This is a genomic window from Streptomyces sp. NPDC043176 (genome assembly GCF_056436715.1).
This window is the reverse complement of the sequence record NZ_JBWKCA010000003.1, coordinates 208,431-224,923: the sequence shown is the minus strand read 5'-3', so window position 1 is coordinate 224,923 and position 16,493 is coordinate 208,431. Positions and strand designations below refer to the sequence as shown.

General features: G+C 69.3%; 19 protein-coding genes. 16 read left to right on the top strand and 3 right to left on the bottom strand.

What is annotated here, in order from left to right:
- From rplO to truA, 11 genes are all read left to right on the top strand, one after another.
- Entirely contained in the window at positions 1-456 is a 456-nt protein-coding gene (gene rplO / locus AC067A_RS05970) for a 50S ribosomal protein L15 (RefSeq protein ID WP_478615119.1), read from the top strand.
- A gap of 213 nt (positions 457-669) precedes the next feature.
- Positions 670-1,989, top strand: coding sequence for a preprotein translocase subunit SecY (secY, locus tag AC067A_RS05965; protein ID WP_478615117.1), 1,320 nt, complete (start codon positions 670-672; stop codon positions 1,987-1,989).
- Complete coding sequence (locus AC067A_RS05960; RefSeq protein WP_478615114.1) at positions 1,989-2,636, top strand: adenylate kinase; 648 nt, start codon at positions 1,989-1,991, stop codon at positions 2,634-2,636. The genes secY and AC067A_RS05960 overlap by 1 nt, the downstream gene beginning before the upstream one ends.
- Positions 2,637-2,733: 97 nt before the next feature.
- Complete coding sequence (map, locus tag AC067A_RS05955) at positions 2,734-3,585, top strand: type I methionyl aminopeptidase (protein ID WP_478615111.1); 852 nt, start codon at positions 2,734-2,736, stop codon at positions 3,583-3,585.
- Between the two features lie 171 nt (positions 3,586-3,756).
- The gene (gene infA, locus AC067A_RS05950; RefSeq protein WP_003956442.1) at positions 3,757-3,978 is read left to right on the top strand and encodes a translation initiation factor IF-1; all 222 of its coding nucleotides are present in this window, start codon (positions 3,757-3,759) and stop codon (positions 3,976-3,978) included.
- Positions 3,979-4,041: 63 nt separating this feature from the next.
- Positions 4,042-4,155: a 50S ribosomal protein L36 gene (rpmJ, locus tag AC067A_RS05945; RefSeq protein WP_003956441.1), complete on the top strand. Its 114-nt coding sequence runs from the start codon at positions 4,042-4,044 to the stop codon at positions 4,153-4,155.
- A gap of 202 nt (positions 4,156-4,357) precedes the next feature.
- Entirely contained in the window at positions 4,358-4,738 is a 381-nt protein-coding gene (gene rpsM, locus AC067A_RS05940; RefSeq protein ID WP_017239590.1) for a 30S ribosomal protein S13, read from the top strand.
- 66 nt (positions 4,739-4,804) lie between these two features.
- Positions 4,805-5,209: a 30S ribosomal protein S11 gene (gene rpsK, locus AC067A_RS05935; RefSeq protein ID WP_003956432.1), complete on the top strand. Its 405-nt coding sequence runs from the start codon at positions 4,805-4,807 to the stop codon at positions 5,207-5,209.
- Positions 5,210-5,338: 129 nt separating this feature from the next.
- Entirely contained in the window at positions 5,339-6,361 is a 1,023-nt protein-coding gene (locus tag AC067A_RS05930) for a DNA-directed RNA polymerase subunit alpha (RefSeq protein WP_024755423.1), read from the top strand.
- Between the two features lie 172 nt (positions 6,362-6,533).
- A complete protein-coding gene (gene rplQ / locus AC067A_RS05925) occupies positions 6,534-6,998 on the top strand; it encodes a 50S ribosomal protein L17 (protein WP_017239591.1) in 465 nt (154 codons plus the stop codon).
- A gap of 80 nt (positions 6,999-7,078) precedes the next feature.
- Complete coding sequence (truA, locus tag AC067A_RS05920) at positions 7,079-7,936, top strand: tRNA pseudouridine(38-40) synthase TruA (RefSeq protein WP_478615107.1); 858 nt, start codon at positions 7,079-7,081, stop codon at positions 7,934-7,936.
- Here truA and AC067A_RS05915 read toward each other — a convergent pair.
- Positions 7,907-8,950 (bottom strand): hypothetical protein, encoded by a 1,044-nt coding sequence (locus tag AC067A_RS05915; RefSeq protein WP_478615104.1) that lies wholly within the window; start codon positions 8,948-8,950, stop codon positions 7,907-7,909. The two genes, truA and AC067A_RS05915, sit on opposite strands and share 30 nt — an antisense overlap.
- Before the next feature lie 55 nt (positions 8,951-9,005).
- Here AC067A_RS05915 and AC067A_RS05910 point away from each other — a divergent pair, with 55 nt between their 5' ends.
- The 4 genes from AC067A_RS05910 to glmM all read left to right on the top strand — a co-directional run bounded on the left by AC067A_RS05910 (position 9,006) and on the right by glmM (position 13,366).
- Positions 9,006-10,628: an ABC-F family ATP-binding cassette domain-containing protein gene (locus tag AC067A_RS05910; protein WP_478615102.1), complete on the top strand. Its 1,623-nt coding sequence runs from the start codon at positions 9,006-9,008 to the stop codon at positions 10,626-10,628.
- Between the two features lie 262 nt (positions 10,629-10,890).
- Positions 10,891-11,334 carry a 50S ribosomal protein L13 gene (rplM, locus tag AC067A_RS05905; RefSeq protein WP_384108040.1) on the top strand — a complete coding sequence of 148 codons (444 nt, stop codon included), beginning with the start codon at positions 10,891-10,893 and terminating at the stop codon, positions 11,332-11,334.
- A gap of 44 nt (positions 11,335-11,378) precedes the next feature.
- Positions 11,379-11,891 carry a 30S ribosomal protein S9 gene (gene rpsI, locus AC067A_RS05900; protein WP_015035601.1) on the top strand — a complete coding sequence of 171 codons (513 nt, stop codon included), beginning with the start codon at positions 11,379-11,381 and terminating at the stop codon, positions 11,889-11,891.
- 116 nt (positions 11,892-12,007) lie between these two features.
- Positions 12,008-13,366 (top strand): phosphoglucosamine mutase, encoded by a 1,359-nt coding sequence (gene glmM, locus AC067A_RS05895; protein WP_478615098.1) that lies wholly within the window; start codon positions 12,008-12,010, stop codon positions 13,364-13,366.
- Positions 13,367-13,450: 84 nt separating this feature from the next.
- On the opposite strand, the gene AC067A_RS05890 is transcribed toward glmM, so the two are convergent.
- A complete protein-coding gene (locus AC067A_RS05890; protein ID WP_478615095.1) occupies positions 13,451-14,401 on the bottom strand; it encodes a DUF389 domain-containing protein in 951 nt (316 codons plus the stop codon).
- Between the two features lie 34 nt (positions 14,402-14,435).
- Positions 14,436-15,458: a type I pantothenate kinase gene (coaA, locus tag AC067A_RS05885; RefSeq protein WP_478615093.1), complete on the bottom strand. Its 1,023-nt coding sequence runs from the start codon at positions 15,456-15,458 to the stop codon at positions 14,436-14,438.
- Positions 15,459-15,643: 185 nt separating this feature from the next.
- On the opposite strand from coaA, the gene AC067A_RS05880 reads away from it, so the two are divergent.
- Positions 15,644-16,417 (top strand): hypothetical protein, encoded by a 774-nt coding sequence (locus AC067A_RS05880; RefSeq protein WP_478615090.1) that lies wholly within the window; start codon positions 15,644-15,646, stop codon positions 16,415-16,417.
- Positions 16,418-16,493 lie beyond the last annotated feature (76 nt).

Below are 16,493 nucleotides of genomic sequence, written 5' to 3'. Positions count from 1 at the left end.
ATGGCGGAGACCAACCCGCTGAAGGCCCACAACCTCCGTCCCGCCCCCGGTGCCAAGACCGCGAAGACCCGTGTCGGTCGTGGTGAGGCGTCGAAGGGTAAGACGGCCGGTCGTGGTACCAAGGGCACCAAGGCCCGTTACCAGGTTCCGCAGCGCTTCGAGGGTGGGCAGATGCCCCTCCACATGCGTCTGCCGAAGCTCAAGGGCTTCAAGAACCCGTTCCGCACCGAGTACCAGGTCGTGAACCTGGACAAGCTCGGCGCTCTCTACCCCGAGGGTGGAGAGGTCACGGTGGCCGACCTGGTCGCCAAGGGCGCGGTTCGCAAGAACCAGCTCGTCAAGGTGCTCGGCACCGGCGAGATCACCGTGGCGCTGCAGGTGACGGTCGACGCCGTCTCCGGCTCCGCCAAGGAGAAGATCGCCGCCGCCGGCGGCACCGTCACCGAGCTCGTCTGAGACGACTCGATGGCCTGAACATCCGATCGGGGATGCCTCTCAAAAGGGGCATCCCCGATTGGTCGTTCCTAGGGGGGCACGGTCGCCGGTAAGGTGGCGTGCACTGTCTAGGCTCCGTGCGGTATGCCCGCACGGAATTGATGACCGATACCCAATCGTCGAACCTCAAGACCGTCACCCTTGACGCATAGCGCGGGGGTCGCAGGAGGCACCGTGCTCACCGCGTTCGCCCGGGCGTTCAAGACGCCCGACCTGCGCAAGAAGCTGCTCTTCACTCTCGGCATCATCGTGCTGTACCGCCTCGGGGCCCACATCCCGGTGCCCGGCGTCAGCTACGAAGCCGTCCAGCAGTGTGTCAAGCAGGCCAGCGAGGGCAACAACAGCCTGTTCGGCCTGGTCAACATGTTCAGTGGCGGGGCGCTGCTGCAGATCACCATCTTCGCGCTCGGCATCATGCCGTACATCACGGCGAGCATCATCCTGCAGCTGCTGACCGTCGTGATCCCGCGCCTGGAAGCCCTCAAGAAGGAGGGCCAGTCCGGTACTGCCAAGATCACGCAGTACACCCGGTACCTGACGGTCGCCCTCGCGGTCCTCCAGGGCACCGGTCTCGTCGCCACGGCCAAGAGCGGCGCGCTGTTCAGCGGATGCTCGGTGGCGGACCAGGTCGTGCCCGACCCGTCGATCTTCACCATCGCCACCATGGTCATCACCATGACCGCCGGCACCTGCATCGTCATGTGGCTCGGCGAGGTCATCACGGACCGTGGCATCGGCAACGGCATGTCGATCCTCATGTTCATCTCGATCGCCGCCGGCTTCCCGGGTGCCCTGTGGGCCATCAAGGAGAGCGGCAAGCTCGCCAAGGGCTGGATCGAGTTCGGCACCGTCATCCTCATCGGCTTCGTGATGGTGGCCCTCGTGGTCTTCGTCGAGCAGGCCCAGCGCCGCATTCCGGTGCAGTACGCGAAGCGCATGATCGGTCGGCGCTCCTACGGCGGAACGTCCACTTACATCCCGTTGAAGGTGAATCAGGCAGGTGTGATTCCTGTCATCTTCGCGTCGTCGCTTCTCTACATCCCGGCCTTGATCGCGCAGTTCTCGAACTCCACCGCGGGGTGGAAGACCTGGATCGAAGCCCACTTCGTCAAGGGTGACCACCCGTACTACATCGCCGCGTACTTCCTCCTGATCGTGTTCTTCGCCTTCTTCTACGTGGCGATCTCGTTCAACCCCGAGGAAGTTGCCGACAACATGAAGAAGTATGGTGGCTTCATCCCGGGTATCCGGGCTGGTCGACCTACTGCCGAGTACCTGAGCTACGTGCTCAACCGGATCACTTGGCCGGGCTCGCTGTACTTGGGTCTGATCGCTCTTGTGCCGACGATGGCGTTGGCAGGCTTCGGTGGCGCCAATGCCAACTTCCCCTTCGGCGGGACGAGCATCCTCATCATCGTGGGTGTGGGGCTGGAGACCGTGAAGCAGATCGAGAGCCAGCTCCAGCAGCGCAATTACGAAGGGTTCCTCCGCTGATGCGAATCGTCCTCGTCGGACCGCCCGGGGCCGGGAAGGGAACGCAGGCCGCGTACCTTGCCAAGAACCTGGACATCCCGCACATCTCCACGGGTGACCTGTTCCGTGCCAACATCTCGCAGGGCACGGCGCTGGGCCTGGAGGCGCAGTCGTACATGAAGGCCGGCCAGCTCGTGCCGGACTCCGTGACGATCGGGATGGCCAAGGACCGCATGGAGCAGTCGGACGCCGTGAACGGCTTCCTGCTCGACGGGTTCCCCCGCAACGTGGCCCAGGCCGAGGCCCTGGACGAGATCCTCAAGGCCGGTCACGTCCAGCTGGACGCGGTCCTGGACCTCGAGGTCCCCGAGGACGAGGTCGTGAAGCGGATCGCGGGTCGCCGCATCTGCCGCAACGACAGTGCGCACGTCTTCCACGTGACGTACAACGCTCCGAAGACCGAGGGCGTCTGCGACGCCTGCGGCGGCGAGCTCTACCAGCGCGACGACGACTCCGAGGAGACCGTCCGTCGGCGCCTGGAGGTCTACCACACGGAGACCGAGCCGATCATCGACTACTACCGGGCGCAGAACCTGGTGTCGACGATCTCGGCGCTCGGCAAGGTGGACGAGGTCACCGCCAAGGCGATGGACGCGCTCAAGAAGTAACCCCTGGTTCGTGCGATACGGCCGCGGTGCCCCTCAGGGGCGCCGCGGCCGTATCGTTGTTCTGTTCCCCTTACCCGAAGGAAAGGCCGCGGCCACGATGGTGCAGATCAAGACCCCCGAGCAGATCGCGAAGATGCGCGAGGCGGGGCTGGTCGTCGCCGCCATCCACGCGGCGACCCGCGAGGCGGCCGTGCCGGGCGCCACGACGAAGGACCTGGACGAGGTCGCGCGGAAGGTCATCGCCGATCACGGGGCGAAGTCGAACTTCCTCGGGTACGGCGGTTTCCCCGCGACGATCTGCACCTCGGTGAACGAGGTCGTCGTCCACGGCATCCCCGACGACAAGACCGTCCTCAAGGACGGCGACATCATCTCCATCGACGCCGGCGCGATCGTGGACGGCTGGCACGGTGACGCGGCCTACACGGCCTTCGTGGGCACCGGTCACGCGCCCGAGCTCGTCGAGCTCTCCCGGGTCACCGAGGAGTCGATGTGGGCCGGCCTCGCGGCCATGAAGCTCGGCAACCGCCTCGTCGACATCTCCAAGGCGATCGAGACGTACATCAAGCGGCAGCCCCGCCCCGCGGTCGGCGACCACAGCCTCGGCCGCTACGGGATCATCGAGGACTACGGCGGCCACGGCATCGGCACCGAGATGCACATGGACCCGCACCTCCTGAACTACGTCTCCCGCAAGCGCGGCAAGGGCCCCAAGCTCGTCCCCGGCCTCTGCCTCGCCATCGAGCCCATGGTCTCCCTCGGCACCCCTCACACCGAGGTCCTCGAGGACGACTGGACCGTCATCACCACCGACGGCACCTGGTCCTCCCACTGGGAGCACTCCGTGGCCCTCACCGAGGAAGGCCCCCTCGTCCTCACCGCCGTCGACGGAGGCAAGGCCAAGCTGGCGGAGCTCGGCGTGACGGCGGCGCCGGACCCGCTGGGGTAGGGGTCGTTTCTGTGGCGTTGCGGCCTGCGTAAGGATCAGTCGGGGTGGGCAGACTTCCCGATTCGTCTTTTCCTGGGGCCTGACGTAGACTGATGCGTCGGCTCTCGTGTACCCGTGTGTCCGCATGCGGCGGCGAGAGTCGATCAAGGTAGCCGATTCGAAAGGCGAAGCGTGGCCAAGAAGCAAGGTGCCATCGAAATCGAGGGCACCGTGATCGAGTCCCTCCCGAACGCCATGTTCAAGGTGGAGCTCCAGAACGGTCACAAGGTCCTCGCGCACATCTCCGGCAAGATGCGGATGCACTACATCCGAATCCTTCCGGACGACCGGGTCGTCGTGGAGCTTTCTCCCTACGACCTGACGCGTGGCCGGATCGTCTACCGGTACAAGTAGATCTTGCCCGCACCCCGCCTCCGTGCGCGGGTGGTGGCACTGACCCGGAGAACCTCACATCCCATGAAGGTCAAGCCGAGCGTCAAGAAGATCTGCGACAAGTGCAAGGTGATCCGCCGTCACGGCCGGGTCATGGTCATCTGCGACAACCTGCGCCACAAGCAGCGCCAGGGCTGACGCACGCCGACCGACCTGCATTTCGCAGTTCTTCGCGCGACGCATAGCAACACGACATACGCAGAGCCCGTCGGACCGTGTTCCACGGTTGACGGCACCTCCGGCGGGGGCCGGGGACCCGGACGTACCACTGCTTCGAGAGGAGCGGTCGGCGGTCGGGAGCGGTTCTGCAGCAGACCCCCGAGAACACAGGAGCCATTGAATGGCACGCGTTTCCGGTGTTGACATCCCGCGCGAAAAGCGTGTGGTGGTCGCACTCACCTACGTCTTCGGCATCGGGCGTACCCGGTCCGAGGAGATCCTCGCCTCGACCGGTGTGAACCCGTCCACCCGTGTCCGCGACCTTGCCGAGGAAGACCTCGTCAAGATCCGCGAGTACGTGGACGCCAACCTCCAGACCGAGGGTGACCTCCGTCGCGAGATCGCCGCCGACATCCGCCGCAAGGTCGAGATCGGCTGCTACCAGGGCCTCCGCCACCGTCGTGGCCTGCCCGTCCGCGGCCAGCGCACCAGCACGAACGCTCGTACCCGCAAGGGCCCGCGTCGCGCCATCGCCGGCAAGAAGAAGCCGGGCAAGAAGTAGTCCTCAGCGGACGCTTGACCAAGCGGTCTTCGCTGTAGGACCGACCACCTCCCGTAGGAGTTATAGATGCCCCCCAAGGGTCGTCAGGGCGCTGCCAAGAAGGTGCGCCGCAAGGAAAAGAAGAACGTCGCTCACGGCCACGCGCACATCAAGAGCACGTTCAACAACACGATCGTCTCGATCACGGACCCCTCGGGCAACGTGATCTCCTGGGCCTCCGCCGGCCACGTCGGCTTCAAGGGCTCGCGCAAGTCCACCCCCTTCGCCGCGCAGATGGCCGCCGAGTCGGCCGCCCGCCGCGCGCAGGAGCACGGCATGCGCAAGGTCGACGTCTTCGTCAAGGGTCCGGGCTCCGGCCGCGAGACCGCGATCCGCTCCCTCCAGGCCACGGGCCTCGAGGTCGGTTCGATCCAGGACGTCACCCCCACGCCGCACAACGGCTGCCGTCCCCCCAAGCGCCGCCGCGTCTGACGCTCGGCTGCTTGATCAGGACTTCGGGCGGTACGGCTCTTCGGGCCGTGCCGCCCGTACCCTTGCAGTACCAGAAGTGATCCGTCGGGCGTCAAATAGTGGGCGTCCACGACTGAAGGACAAAGAGACATGCTGATCGCTCAGCGTCCGTCGCTGACCGAAGAGGTCGTCGACGAGTTCCGCTCCCGGTTCGTGATCGAGCCGCTGGAGCCGGGCTTCGGTTACACCCTCGGCAACTCCCTCCGCCGTACCCTCCTGTCCTCGATCCCGGGTGCCGCCGTCACCAGCATCCGCATCGACGGTGTCCTGCACGAGTTCACCACCGTGCCGGGCGTCAAGGAGGACGTCACCGACCTCATCCTGAACATCAAGCAGCTGGTCGTCTCCTCGGAGCACGACGAGCCGGTCGTGATGTACCTGCGCAAGCAGGGTCCGGGTCTGGTCACCGCCGCCGACATCGCGCCCCCGGCCGGTGTCGAGGTGCACAACCCCGACCTCGTCCTCGCCACGCTCAACGGCAAGGGCAAGCTGGAGATGGAGCTGACCGTCGAGCGCGGTCGCGGCTACGTCTCCGCCGTCCAGAACAAGCAGGCGGGCCAGGAGATCGGCCGTATCCCGGTCGACTCCATCTACTCGCCGGTGCTCAAGGTCACGTACAAGGTCGAGGCGACCCGTGTCGAGCAGCGCACCGACTTCGACAAGCTGATCGTCGACGTCGAGACCAAGCAGGCCATGCGCCCGCGTGACGCCATGGCGTCCGCCGGCAAGACCCTGGTCGAGCTGTTCGGTCTGGCGCGCGAGCTCAACATCGACGCCGAGGGCATCGACATGGGCCCGTCCCCCACGGACGCCGCCCTGGCCGCCGACCTCGCGCTGCCGATCGAGGAGCTCGAGCTCACCGTTCGTTCGTACAACTGCCTCAAGCGCGAGGGCATCCACTCCGTGGGTGAGCTCGTGGCGCGTTCCGAGGCCGACCTGCTCGACATCCGCAACTTCGGTGCGAAGTCGATCGACGAGGTCAAGGCGAAGCTGGCCGGCATGGGCCTGGCCCTCAAGGACAGCCCGCCCGGATTCGACCCGACCGCCGCCGCCGACGCCTTCGGCGCCGACGACGACGCGGACGCGGGCTTCGTCGAGACCGAGCAGTACTGAGGACTCGGGCCTCACGGTCCGTACCCGGGTGCGGGAGCACCGCGCTTGACCGCGCAGTCCCCGCCCCCTCTCCGGGCCCCTGACGGGGCCCGGATCTCCGACGGGTGACCGCCCGCTCGGACACTGACACCGGTACCTCACACGGCCGGTGCAGATCACAAGGAGAAACACCATGCCGCGTCCCGCGAAGGGTGCCCGCCTCGGCGGTTCCGCCGCGCACGAGAAGCTGCTCCTCGCCAACCTGGCGAAGTCGCTCTTCGAGCACGGCCGCATCACCACGACCGAGGCCAAGGCCCGTCGCCTGCGTCCGGTCGCCGAGCGCCTGATCACCAAGGCGAAGAAGGGCGACATCCACAACCGTCGCCTGGTGCTGCAGTCGATCACCGACAAGGGGATCGTCCACACCCTCTTCACCGAGATCGCCCCGCGTTACTCGGAGCGTCCGGGTGGCTACACCCGCATCACCAAGATCGGCAACCGTCGTGGCGACAACGCCCCGATGGCCGTGATCGAGCTGGTCGAGGGCGAGATCGCCAAGAAGGCGACCGTCGCCGAGGCCGAGGCCGCCACCGTGCGCGCCGTCAAGGAGGCCGACGCGGCCGCCGAGGCTCCGGCCGAGGAGTCGAAGGACGCGTAAGCGTTTCTTCCGTTTCTCGTGAGCGGGCCCGTACCCCCTGGGGTGCGGGCCCGCTCCCGTGTGTTTGAGAGGATCTCCGCGTGAGCGACGACGTGCAGGACGGATTCGTACGGGTACGGCTGGACCTTTCGTACGACGGCAAGGACTTCTCCGGCTGGGCCAAGCAGGCCCAGGGGCAGCGGACCGTGCAGGGGGACATCGAGGACGCGCTGCGGACCGTGACCCGGTCCAAGGAGACGTACGAGCTGACCGTCGCCGGCCGGACCGACGCCGGGGTGCACGCACGGGGCCAGGTCGCCCATGTCGACCTGCCCGTGGACCTGTGGCACGAGCACCGGGACAAGCTGCTGCGGCGGCTCGCCGGGCGGCTCTCCCACGACGTGCGGATCTGGAGGGTCGAGGAGGCCCCCGCCGGGTTCAACGCCCGGTTCTCCGCGATCTGGCGCCGGTACGCCTACCGGGTCACCGACAACCCGGGCGGGGTCGACCCGCTGCTGCGCGGGCACGTCCTGTGGCACGACTGGACCCTCGACATGGACGCCATGAACGAGGCCGCCACGGCGCTCGTCGGCGAGCACGACTTCGCCGCGTACTGCAAGAGGCGCGAGGGCGCCACGACCATCCGCACGCTCCAGGTGCTGCGGTGGGAGCGGCGGGACGACGGGGTCCTGGAGGCGACCGTCAAGGCGGACGCCTTCTGCCACAACATGGTCCGCTCGCTCGTCGGCGCGCTGCTCTTCGTCGGCGACGGCCACCGGCCCGTGGACTGGCCGGGCAAGGTGCTCGCCGCCGGGGTCCGGGACTCGGCCGTGCACGTCGTACGGCCGCACGGCCTCACCCTCGAAGAGGTCGGCTACCCGGCCGACGAGCTCCTGGCCGCCCGCAACCGGGAGGCCAGGAACAAGCGGTCACTGCCCGGGAGCGCCGGCTGCTGCTGAGGCCTGGGCGCGGCCGCGGGCGTAGATCTGGTTGAACGCGAAGGTGCCCAGGTCGTCGCTGGCCTGGAAGACGGGCTTGTCGGCCATGGAGACCTTCTTGCCGTTGGTGAAGCCGGCCTGGGTGAAGTACGCGTAGCGGCCGATCGAGTTCGAGCGGCGCAGGCAGACCGTGGCGTGGCAGAAGTCACCCACGCCCGAGCCGACCAGCGGGGCGATGCCGCCGGTGGCCTGGCTCTTGGCCTTGAGGGCCGCGGCCTCGGACGGGAAGACGGCGATGCCGACGGTGATCGCCACGCCGTCCTTCACGTAGGTGGCGCGGAGGACGCGCTGGCAGCCGTTGCGCTCCAGGACGGCGCCGAGGCCGCCCTGGGTGACGAACGCGCAGTTCGCCGTGGCCGAGGCCGCGCCCTTCTTGTACGGGCGCTTGTTCATCGACATCTGCTTGCCCGGGAAGAGGCCGTCGGTGGTGAGCGGCGCCTTGTCCTTCTTCGGGTCGGTGATGTAGTCCATCGGGTTCGGCGGGGGCGGCGGCGCCACCGAGGAGAACGTCGGCTCGGGAGTCGGCGTGCCGATGGGGGAGGCCGTGCCGGTCGGCGCCTCACCGCCGTGCTTCGCCGAGTCGTTGTTCTTGTTGGTCGTCACGACGGCGGTGGCGACGATCGCGCCCACCGCCAGGGTGGCCAGCGCCCCGCCGCCGATCAGCAGCCAGCGCTTGCGGCGGCCGCGGCTGGCGGAGGCGTCGGCGAGCGCGCCCCAGTCAGGGGTCGGCCCGCCGCCCTGTGCGCCCGGGAAGGGGTCCTGTGCGCCGGGGAAGGGTGCCTGCGCGCCCGGGAAGGGGCCCGCCCCGCCGTACCCCTGCTGCTGTCCGTATCCGGGCTGCTGTCCGTACCCCTGCGGCTGCCCCTGCCCGGGCTGCTGTCCGTACCCCTGCGGCTGCCCCTGCCCGGGCTGCTCGCCGTACCCCTGCTGCCCCTGCTGCGGCTCCTGCGGCCACTGCGGTCCCCCAAAGCTCATGCCGCGCATCCTAAACCGGTTGGGCGCAGCGGACGCGGGCGGTGACAATGCACCCATGGGACATGTCGAGGCCGCGCATCTGGAGTACTACCTTCCCGACGGGCGGGTCCTGCTCGGGGACGCCTCCTTCCGGGTCGGGGAGGGGGCCGTCGTCGCCCTCGTCGGGGCCAACGGCGCCGGCAAGACGACCCTCCTCCGGCTGATCGCGGGAGAGCTCCAGCCGCACGGCGGCACCGTCACCGTCAGCGGTGGACTCGGCGTGATGCCGCAGTTCGTCGGCTCCGTGCGGGACGAGTCCACCGTCCGCGACCTGCTGGTGTCGGTCGCCCAGCCCCGTATCCGGGACGCGGCGAAGGCGGTCGACGAGGCCGAGCACCTGATCATGACCGTCGACGACGAGGCCGCGCAGATGAAGTACGCGCAGGCCCTCAGCGACTGGGCCGAGGTGCAGGGCTACGAGGCGGAGACCGTCTGGGACATCTGCACGACGGCCGCGCTCGGGATGCCGTACGAGAAGGCCCAGTTCCGGCAGGTGCGGACGCTCTCCGGCGGCGAGCAGAAGCGGCTCGTCCTGGAGTCGCTGCTGCGCGGCCCGGACGAGGTGCTGCTCCTCGACGAGCCGGACAACTACCTCGACGTGCCCGGCAAGCGGTGGCTGGAGGAGCGGCTGCGGGAGACCCGCAAGACCGTGCTCTTCATCTCCCACGACCGGGAGCTGCTCTCCCGGGGCGCGCAGAAGATCGTCGCGGTCGAGCCCGGCCCGGCCGGTTCGGACGTGTGGGTGCACGGTGGCGGCTTCGACACCTTCCACGAGGCGCGACGGGAGCGGTTCGCCCGCTTCGAGGAGCTGAAGCGGCGCTGGGAGGAGAAGCACGCCCAGCTGAAGAAACTGGTCCTCAACCTGCGGCAGGCGGCGGCGGTCAGCCACGACATGGCCTCCCGGTACGCGGCGGCGCAGACCCGGCTGCGGAAGTTCGAGGAGGCGGGTCCGCCGCCGGAGCCGCCGCGCGAGCAGGACATCCGGATGCGGCTGCGCGGCGGACGGACCGGCGTGCGGGCCGTGACCTGCGAGAACCTTGAGCTGACCGGTCTGATGAAGCCGTTCTCGCTGGAGATCTTCTACGGGGAGCGGGTCGCCGTCCTCGGCTCGAACGGCTCCGGCAAGTCGCACTTCCTGCGGCTGCTCGCGGGGGACCCGTCGGTCGCCCACACGGGGACGTGGAAGCTCGGCGCGCGGGTCGTGCCGGGGCACTTCGCGCAGACCCACGCCCATCCCGAACTGGCCGGCCGGCCGCTCGTCGACATCCTGTGGACGGAGCACGCCAAGGACCGGGGCGGCGCGATGTCGGTGCTGCGGCGCTACGAGCTGGAGCGGCAGGGCGACCAGCCGTTCGACAAGCTGTCGGGCGGGCAGCAGGCGCGGTTCCAGATCCTGCTCCTGGAGCTGGCGGGGACGACGGCGCTGCTCCTCGACGAGCCGACGGACAACCTGGACCTGGAGTCGGCGGAGGCCCTGCAGGACGGGCTGGAGTCGTACGACGGGACCGTGATGGCCGTCACGCACGACCGCTGGTTCGCGAAGAGCTTCGACCGGTTCCTGGTGTTCGGGTCGGACGGTGTCGTACGGGAGACGTCCGAGCCGGTGTGGGACGAGCGGCGGGTCGAGCGGGCGCGCTGACCTCGGGCGGGCGGCGGGTCGCGCGGGCGCGCTGACCTGGTGGCCCGCGGCGTTTTGACCCTTCGGGGGTGGCGCGGGTACTGTTGCGGTTTGTTATGCGTAGTGGCTTCGTCGTTCTCACGCGAAGGGCCCTTACGCAGGTTCCCTGGAGCAGTTACCAGTGGCTCGCATACGGGCGGTGTTCCCGGCAGTGCAGGCCCCAGCTGCATGATCGCTTCAGGTGTGTCTGGACTCCATCCACTGAAGAAGCGAAGGCTACGAAGTGCGTACGTACAGCCCCAAGCCCGGCGATGTCACTCGCCAGTGGCACATCATCGACGCGCAGGACGTTGTCCTGGGCCGTCTGGCGACCACGGCTGCGAACCTCCTGCGAGGCAAGCACAAGCCGGTTTACGCGCCCCACATGGACATGGGCGACTTTGTCATCATCATCAACGCTGACAAGGTGCACCTGTCCGGCAACAAGAAGACCCAGAAGCTGGCGTACCGCCACTCCGGCTTCCCGGGCGGTCTGCGCTCCGTCCGTTACGACGAGCTGCTGGCCAAGAACCCCGAGAAGGCCGTCGAGAAGGCCATCAAGGGCATGATCCCCAAGAACTCCCTGGGCCGTCAGATGATCTCGAAGCTGAAGGTCTACGCGGGCGAGAACCACCCGCACGCTGCGCAGCAGCCGGTTCCGTTCGAGATCACCCAGGTCGCGCAGTAGTTCCGGCCACACCCCCTAAGAACGAAAGAAATCTGAGGAGAATCGTGGCCGAGACCACCCCCGAGACCCCCGTCGACGAGTTCGAGGGCGTTGAGGAGTACACCACCGAGACCGAGCTCGTCGAGGGTGAGTACACCTCCGAGTCGCTCGCGTCCCGCTTCGGCGACCCGCAGCCGGCCGCCGGCCTGGGCCGTCGCAAGAACGCCATCGCCCGCGTCCGGATCGTTCCGGGCACCGGCAAGTGGAAGATCAACGGTCGCACCCTTGAGGACTACTTCCCCAACAAGGTGCACCAGCAGGAAGTCAACGAGCCCTTCAAGGTGCTCGAGCTCGACAACCGCTACGACGTCATCGCCCGCATCGCGGGTGGCGGTGTCTCCGGCCAGGCCGGCGCCCTGCGCCTCGGTGTGGCCCGTGCGCTGAACGAGGCGGACGTCGAGAACAACCGCCCGGCGCTGAAGAAGGCCGGCTTCCTCTCCCGCGACGACCGTGCGGTCGAGCGCAAGAAGGCCGGTCTCAAGAAGGCCCGTAAGGCCCCGCAGTACAGCAAGCGTTAATCACGCCTGCTCGGACTGTTCTCGTACGCCCCGGCGGCACTGCCCGTGCCGTCGGGGCGTACGTTTTTTCATAACCTCTTTCATCAGCTTGGGCACGTATTCCTCGGAGGACAGCTGTGGGACGACTCTTCGGCACGGACGGCGTACGCGGTGTCGCCAACGCGGACCTGACGGCGGAGCTCGCGCTCGGTCTGTCGGTCGCGGCGGCGCACGTGCTGGCGGAGGCGGGCACCTTCGAGGGGCACCGGCCGACCGCCGTCGTCGGGCGTGACCCCCGCGCCTCCGGAGAGTTCCTGGAGGCCGCCGTCGTGGCCGGCCTCGCCAGCGCCGGAGTCGACGTGCTGCGCGTCGGCGTGCTGCCCACCCCGGCCGTGGCCCACCTCACCGGCGTCCTCGGCGCCGACCTCGGCGTGATGCTCTCCGCCAGCCACAACGCCATGCCCGACAACGGCATCAAGTTCTTCGCGCGCGGCGGCCACAAGCTCGCCGACGACCTCGAGGACAAGATCGAGGCCGTGTACGAGGAGCACCGCACCGGCGCCCCCTGGGAGCGCCCGACCGGTGCCGGCGTCGGCCGCGTCCGCGACTACGACGAGGGCTTCGAGACGTACGTCTCCCACCTGATCTCCGTCCTCCCCAACCGGCTCGACGGCCTCAAGATCGTCCTCGACGAGGCGCACGGCGCCGCCGCCCGCGTCTCGCCCGAGGCCTTCACCCGGGCCGGCGCCCAGGTCGTCACCATCGGCGCCGAGCCGGACGGCCTCAACATCAACGACGGCTGCGGCTCCACCCACCTCGGGCTGCTCCGCGCCGCCGTCGTCGAGCACGGCGCCGACCTGGGCATCGCCCACGACGGCGACGCCGACCGCTGCCTCGCCGTGGACGCCGCCGGCGACGAGGTCGACGGCGACCAGATCCTCGCCGTCCTGGCCCTCGCCATGCGCGAGGCGGGCACGCTGCGCGGCGACACCGTCGTCGCGACCGTCATGTCGAACCTGGGCTTCAAGCTCGCCATGGAGCGCGAGGGACTCAACCTCGTCCAGACCGCGGTCGGCGACCGCTACGTCCTGGAGTCCATGAAGGAGAACGGCTACGCGCTCGGCGGCGAGCAGTCCGGGCACGTCATCGTGCTCGACCACGCCACCACCGGCGACGGCACCCTCACCGGTCTGATGCTGGCCGCCCGCGTCGCGGCCACCGGCAAGTCCCTCGCGGACCTCGCCGGCGTGATGGAGCGGCTCCCGCAGATCCTCATCAACGTCAAGGACGTCGACAAGTCGCGGGTGAACACCTCCGGCGAGCTCGCCGCGGCCGTCACCGAGGCCGAGCGCGAGCTGGGTTCCACCGGCCGCGTCCTGCTGCGCTCCTCCGGCACCGAGCCGCTGGTCCGCGTCATGGTCGAGGCCGCCGACATCGAGCAGGCCCGCGCGGTCGCGCAGCGCCTCGCGGACGTCGTGAAGTCCGCGCTGGGCTAGCCTTTCTGAGGCACCGTCATGCGTACGCGTGAGGGCCCGTCGCACCGGACTCCGGTGTGACGGGCCCTCGTGCGCGAGGCGGGGTCAGCCCCTTCGCAGCCGCTGCTTGAGACGCCCGCGCTGGGTGCGCCACAGCCGCTTCTGCAGGGCCAGGGTCGCCGTACCCGCGAGGATGATGCCGAGCAGGTTGAGCAGCAGCTGCCCGCTCGACCCCCACATCTGGGCGAGCTCGCCGTAGCTCAGGGCCACCGCCGCGTTCGCCGCCGCCGGGACCGTGGTCACCGAGATCGCCACCCCCACCAGGGCGCCCGACTTCGACGACGTCAGGGAGAGGGTGCCGGCCGCGCCCGCCAGCAGCGCCACCACGAACGAGAACGGGTCCGGCTGCCAGATGAAGCCGGTCTGGGGGCGTTCGGCGTCCAGCATGGCGTCGCTGAACAGGTCCAGCCAGTCCATGAACAGGCTGAACAGGGTCGTCGCCAGGATCGCCGACAGGAAGCCGATGAGCAGCGCCGTCAGGGAACGGGCCGCCAGCTTCGGCGCGCGCTGCACGATCGCCGTGCACACCCCGGCGAGCGGGCCGAACTCCGGGCCGACCGCCATGGCGCCCACGATCAGGATCGCGTTGTCCAGGACGACACCGCAGGCCGCGATCATCGTCGCGAGCCCCATGAAGGAGAGATAGGTGAAGGAGAGCGTCGACTCCTCGTGCGTCGCCTCCGCCAGCTGCTCCCAGATCACGGCGTCCGCGCCCTCGCCCGGCGCCTCCTCCTCGGCCGTGTCCGCCCGTGCGGACATCGACAGGTCGATGTCCTCCACCGCGATCGACCCGTCCTGATCGACCCCCATGCCCCGCAGCCCGTGCAGCAGTTCGTCGGCCGCCTCGCGGGCCGTGTCGCACATGACCAGGTCGCCGACGGGGTCCCTGGCCACGCCCGGCAGCACCACGAGGTGCGTGGCGCCGACCGTCGACTCGATCAGCTCGACCGCGGCCGCGGTGCGGTCCGGCGGGACGATCATCCGCACATGCAACATGCCCAGAGCCTACGGACATTCGGACCGACGGGCATCAGAGCTTGCGGAGACTCAGCCTCTGGACCTTGTGGTCCGGGCCCTTGCGGACCACGAGCGTCGCGCGGCCGCGGGTCGGGGCCACGTTCTCCAGCAGGTTCACCTTGTTGATGGTCCGCCACATGGTGCGGGCGTAGTCGAGGGCCTCCTCCTCGGAGACCTGCGTGTAGCGCTGGAAGTACGAGGACGGGTTCTGGAACGCGGTGTCGCGCAGCTTGCGGAAGCGGTTGAGGTACCAGCGCTCGATGTCCTCCGGCCGCGCGTCCACGTACACCGAGAAGTCGAAGTAGTCGGCGAGACCCACGCGGGTGCGGCCGTCCTTGCCGGGCAGGGCCGGCTGGAGGACGTTCAGCCCCTCCACGACGAGGATGTCGGGGCGGCGCACGACGAGCCGCTCGCCGGGCACCCGGTCGTAGATGAGGTGCGAGTAGACCGGGGCCGTGACCTCGTCCTTGCCCGCCTTGATGTCCGCGACGAACCGGGTCAGCGCCCGGCGGTCGTACGACTCGGGGAACCCCTTCCGGGACATCAGGCCGCGCGCCTTCAGCTCCTCCATCGGGTAGAGGAAGGCGTCCGTGGTCACCAGCTCCACCCGCGGGTGCTCGGGCCAGCGGGCGAGCAGCGCCTGGAGGAGGCGGGAGACGGTGGACTTGCCGACCGCCACCGAACCGGCGACCCCTATGACGAACGGCGTGCCGCGCTGCTCGGCGCTCTCGCCGAGGAAGGTGTTCAGGGCGCCGCGCAGGCCGCTGGTGGCCTGCACGTACAGGTTGAGCAGCCGGGACAGCGGCAGGTAGACGTCCCGGACCTCGTCGAGGTCGATGACGTCGCCCAGGCCGCGCAGCCGCTCGACCTCGTCGGCGGTGAGCGGCAGGGGCGTCTTGTCGCGGAGGTCGCTCCACTCGGCCCGGGTGAAGTCGACGTACGGGGTCGCCTCGGACGGCCGGCGGGGGCCGGCGCCGTTTCCGGTGCCGTGGCGGCGCCCGTCGTCGTTGGAGCTTCGTGGCGGCGAAGTGATCACCCCGCCATTGTCGGGGGTCGCGGGCGTCCGTGGGTCGTGGGGTCGGTCACGCCGCAAAAGCCGTTGTCCGGACCCGGCGCGGGAGCGATCATGCTGGTGCCGCGTGGGCTCCCGTACTTCACGCGGGGGGAGCCGCCCCGGGGCGGCACGAAGCCACCACGAAGAGAAGCAGAGAGCCACCACAGATGCGTACGTCCATCCGAAGCGCCGCCGTCACCGCCACCGCCGTGTCCCTCGCCCTGCTCGTCACCGCCTGCGGCGGCGGGGAGAAGGACGACGCCAAGGACGCGGGCAGGACCGCCGCGCCCAGCGCCACCGCCTCCGCCTCCACCGCCGGCGCGCCCCCGGCGAAGGCGCTCTCGGCCGTCGAGCTCGACAAGCTCGTCGTCGAGCAGGCCGACCTGCCGGGCTACCAGGTGCAGAAGGCCAAGCCCGCGGACCTCGTGACGTCCGACGCCGTCTCCACCGACAAGCCCTCCTGCAAGCCGATCGCCGACGGGATGTCTTTCCTCTCCGCCGGGGCGCCCGCCGCGTCCGCGCACCGCAAGGCCATCGAGGTGCCGAAGACCGGCGGCGCCACGGCCTCGCCCGAGGAGGCCCTCGGCGCGCTCGCCGCGCCCGTGACGAGCGTGACGCTCGGCTCGTACGAGGGGCAGGGCGCCCAGGAGGCCTTCGCCTCCCTCAAGACCGCCGGCACCGACTGCGCCGGAGGCTTCACCCTCATCGGCGGCGGCGAGAAGACGAAGATCACCAAGGTGGCGCCGGAGACGCTCGCCGCCGGCGACGAGGCGCTGGCCTGGACGATCACCACCGACATGGACGGCGAGCCCTTCGTCACCAAGCTGGTCGTCTTCCGCACCGGCAACACGCTGGCCTCCTTCTCCACCCTCAGCTTCGGCGGCACGGTCAAGACGCTGCCGAAGGCCCTGATCGACGCGCAGGTCGCCAAGCTCGGCTGACCCCCGCCCCCTCGCCCCCCGGCCCCCCGGCCGGACCGGAGAGCGGCGCGACACGGTCGAGGACCCGTGCCGCCCG

Bases quoted from the DNA above. Each gene is read 5' to 3' on its own strand.
- map (WP_478615111.1), top strand. From the start codon at position 2,734: ATGGTGCAGATCAAGACCCCCGAGCAGATCGCGAAGATGCGCGAGGCG.
- rpsM (WP_017239590.1), top strand. From the start codon at position 4,358: ATGGCACGCGTTTCCGGTGTTGACATCCCGCGCGAAAAGCGTGTGGTG.
- rpmJ (WP_003956441.1), top strand. From the start codon at position 4,042: ATGAAGGTCAAGCCGAGCGTCAAGAAGATCTGCGACAAGTGCAAGGTG.
- AC067A_RS05915 (WP_478615104.1), bottom strand. From the start codon at position 8,950: ATGAGCTTTGGGGGACCGCAGTGGCCGCAGGAGCCGCAGCAGGGGCAG.
- AC067A_RS05960 (WP_478615114.1), top strand. From the start codon at position 1,989: ATGCGAATCGTCCTCGTCGGACCGCCCGGGGCCGGGAAGGGAACGCAG.
- rpsK (WP_003956432.1), top strand. From the start codon at position 4,805: ATGCCCCCCAAGGGTCGTCAGGGCGCTGCCAAGAAGGTGCGCCGCAAG.
- rplO (WP_478615119.1), top strand. From the start codon at position 1: ATGGCGGAGACCAACCCGCTGAAGGCCCACAACCTCCGTCCCGCCCCC.
- AC067A_RS05930 (WP_024755423.1), top strand. From the start codon at position 5,339: ATGCTGATCGCTCAGCGTCCGTCGCTGACCGAAGAGGTCGTCGACGAG.
- AC067A_RS05880 (WP_478615090.1), top strand. From the start codon at position 15,644: ATGCGTACGTCCATCCGAAGCGCCGCCGTCACCGCCACCGCCGTGTCC.
- AC067A_RS05910 (WP_478615102.1), top strand. From the start codon at position 9,006: ATGGGACATGTCGAGGCCGCGCATCTGGAGTACTACCTTCCCGACGGG.
- rplQ (WP_017239591.1), top strand. From the start codon at position 6,534: ATGCCGCGTCCCGCGAAGGGTGCCCGCCTCGGCGGTTCCGCCGCGCAC.
- AC067A_RS05890 (WP_478615095.1), bottom strand. From the start codon at position 14,401: ATGTTGCATGTGCGGATGATCGTCCCGCCGGACCGCACCGCGGCCGCG.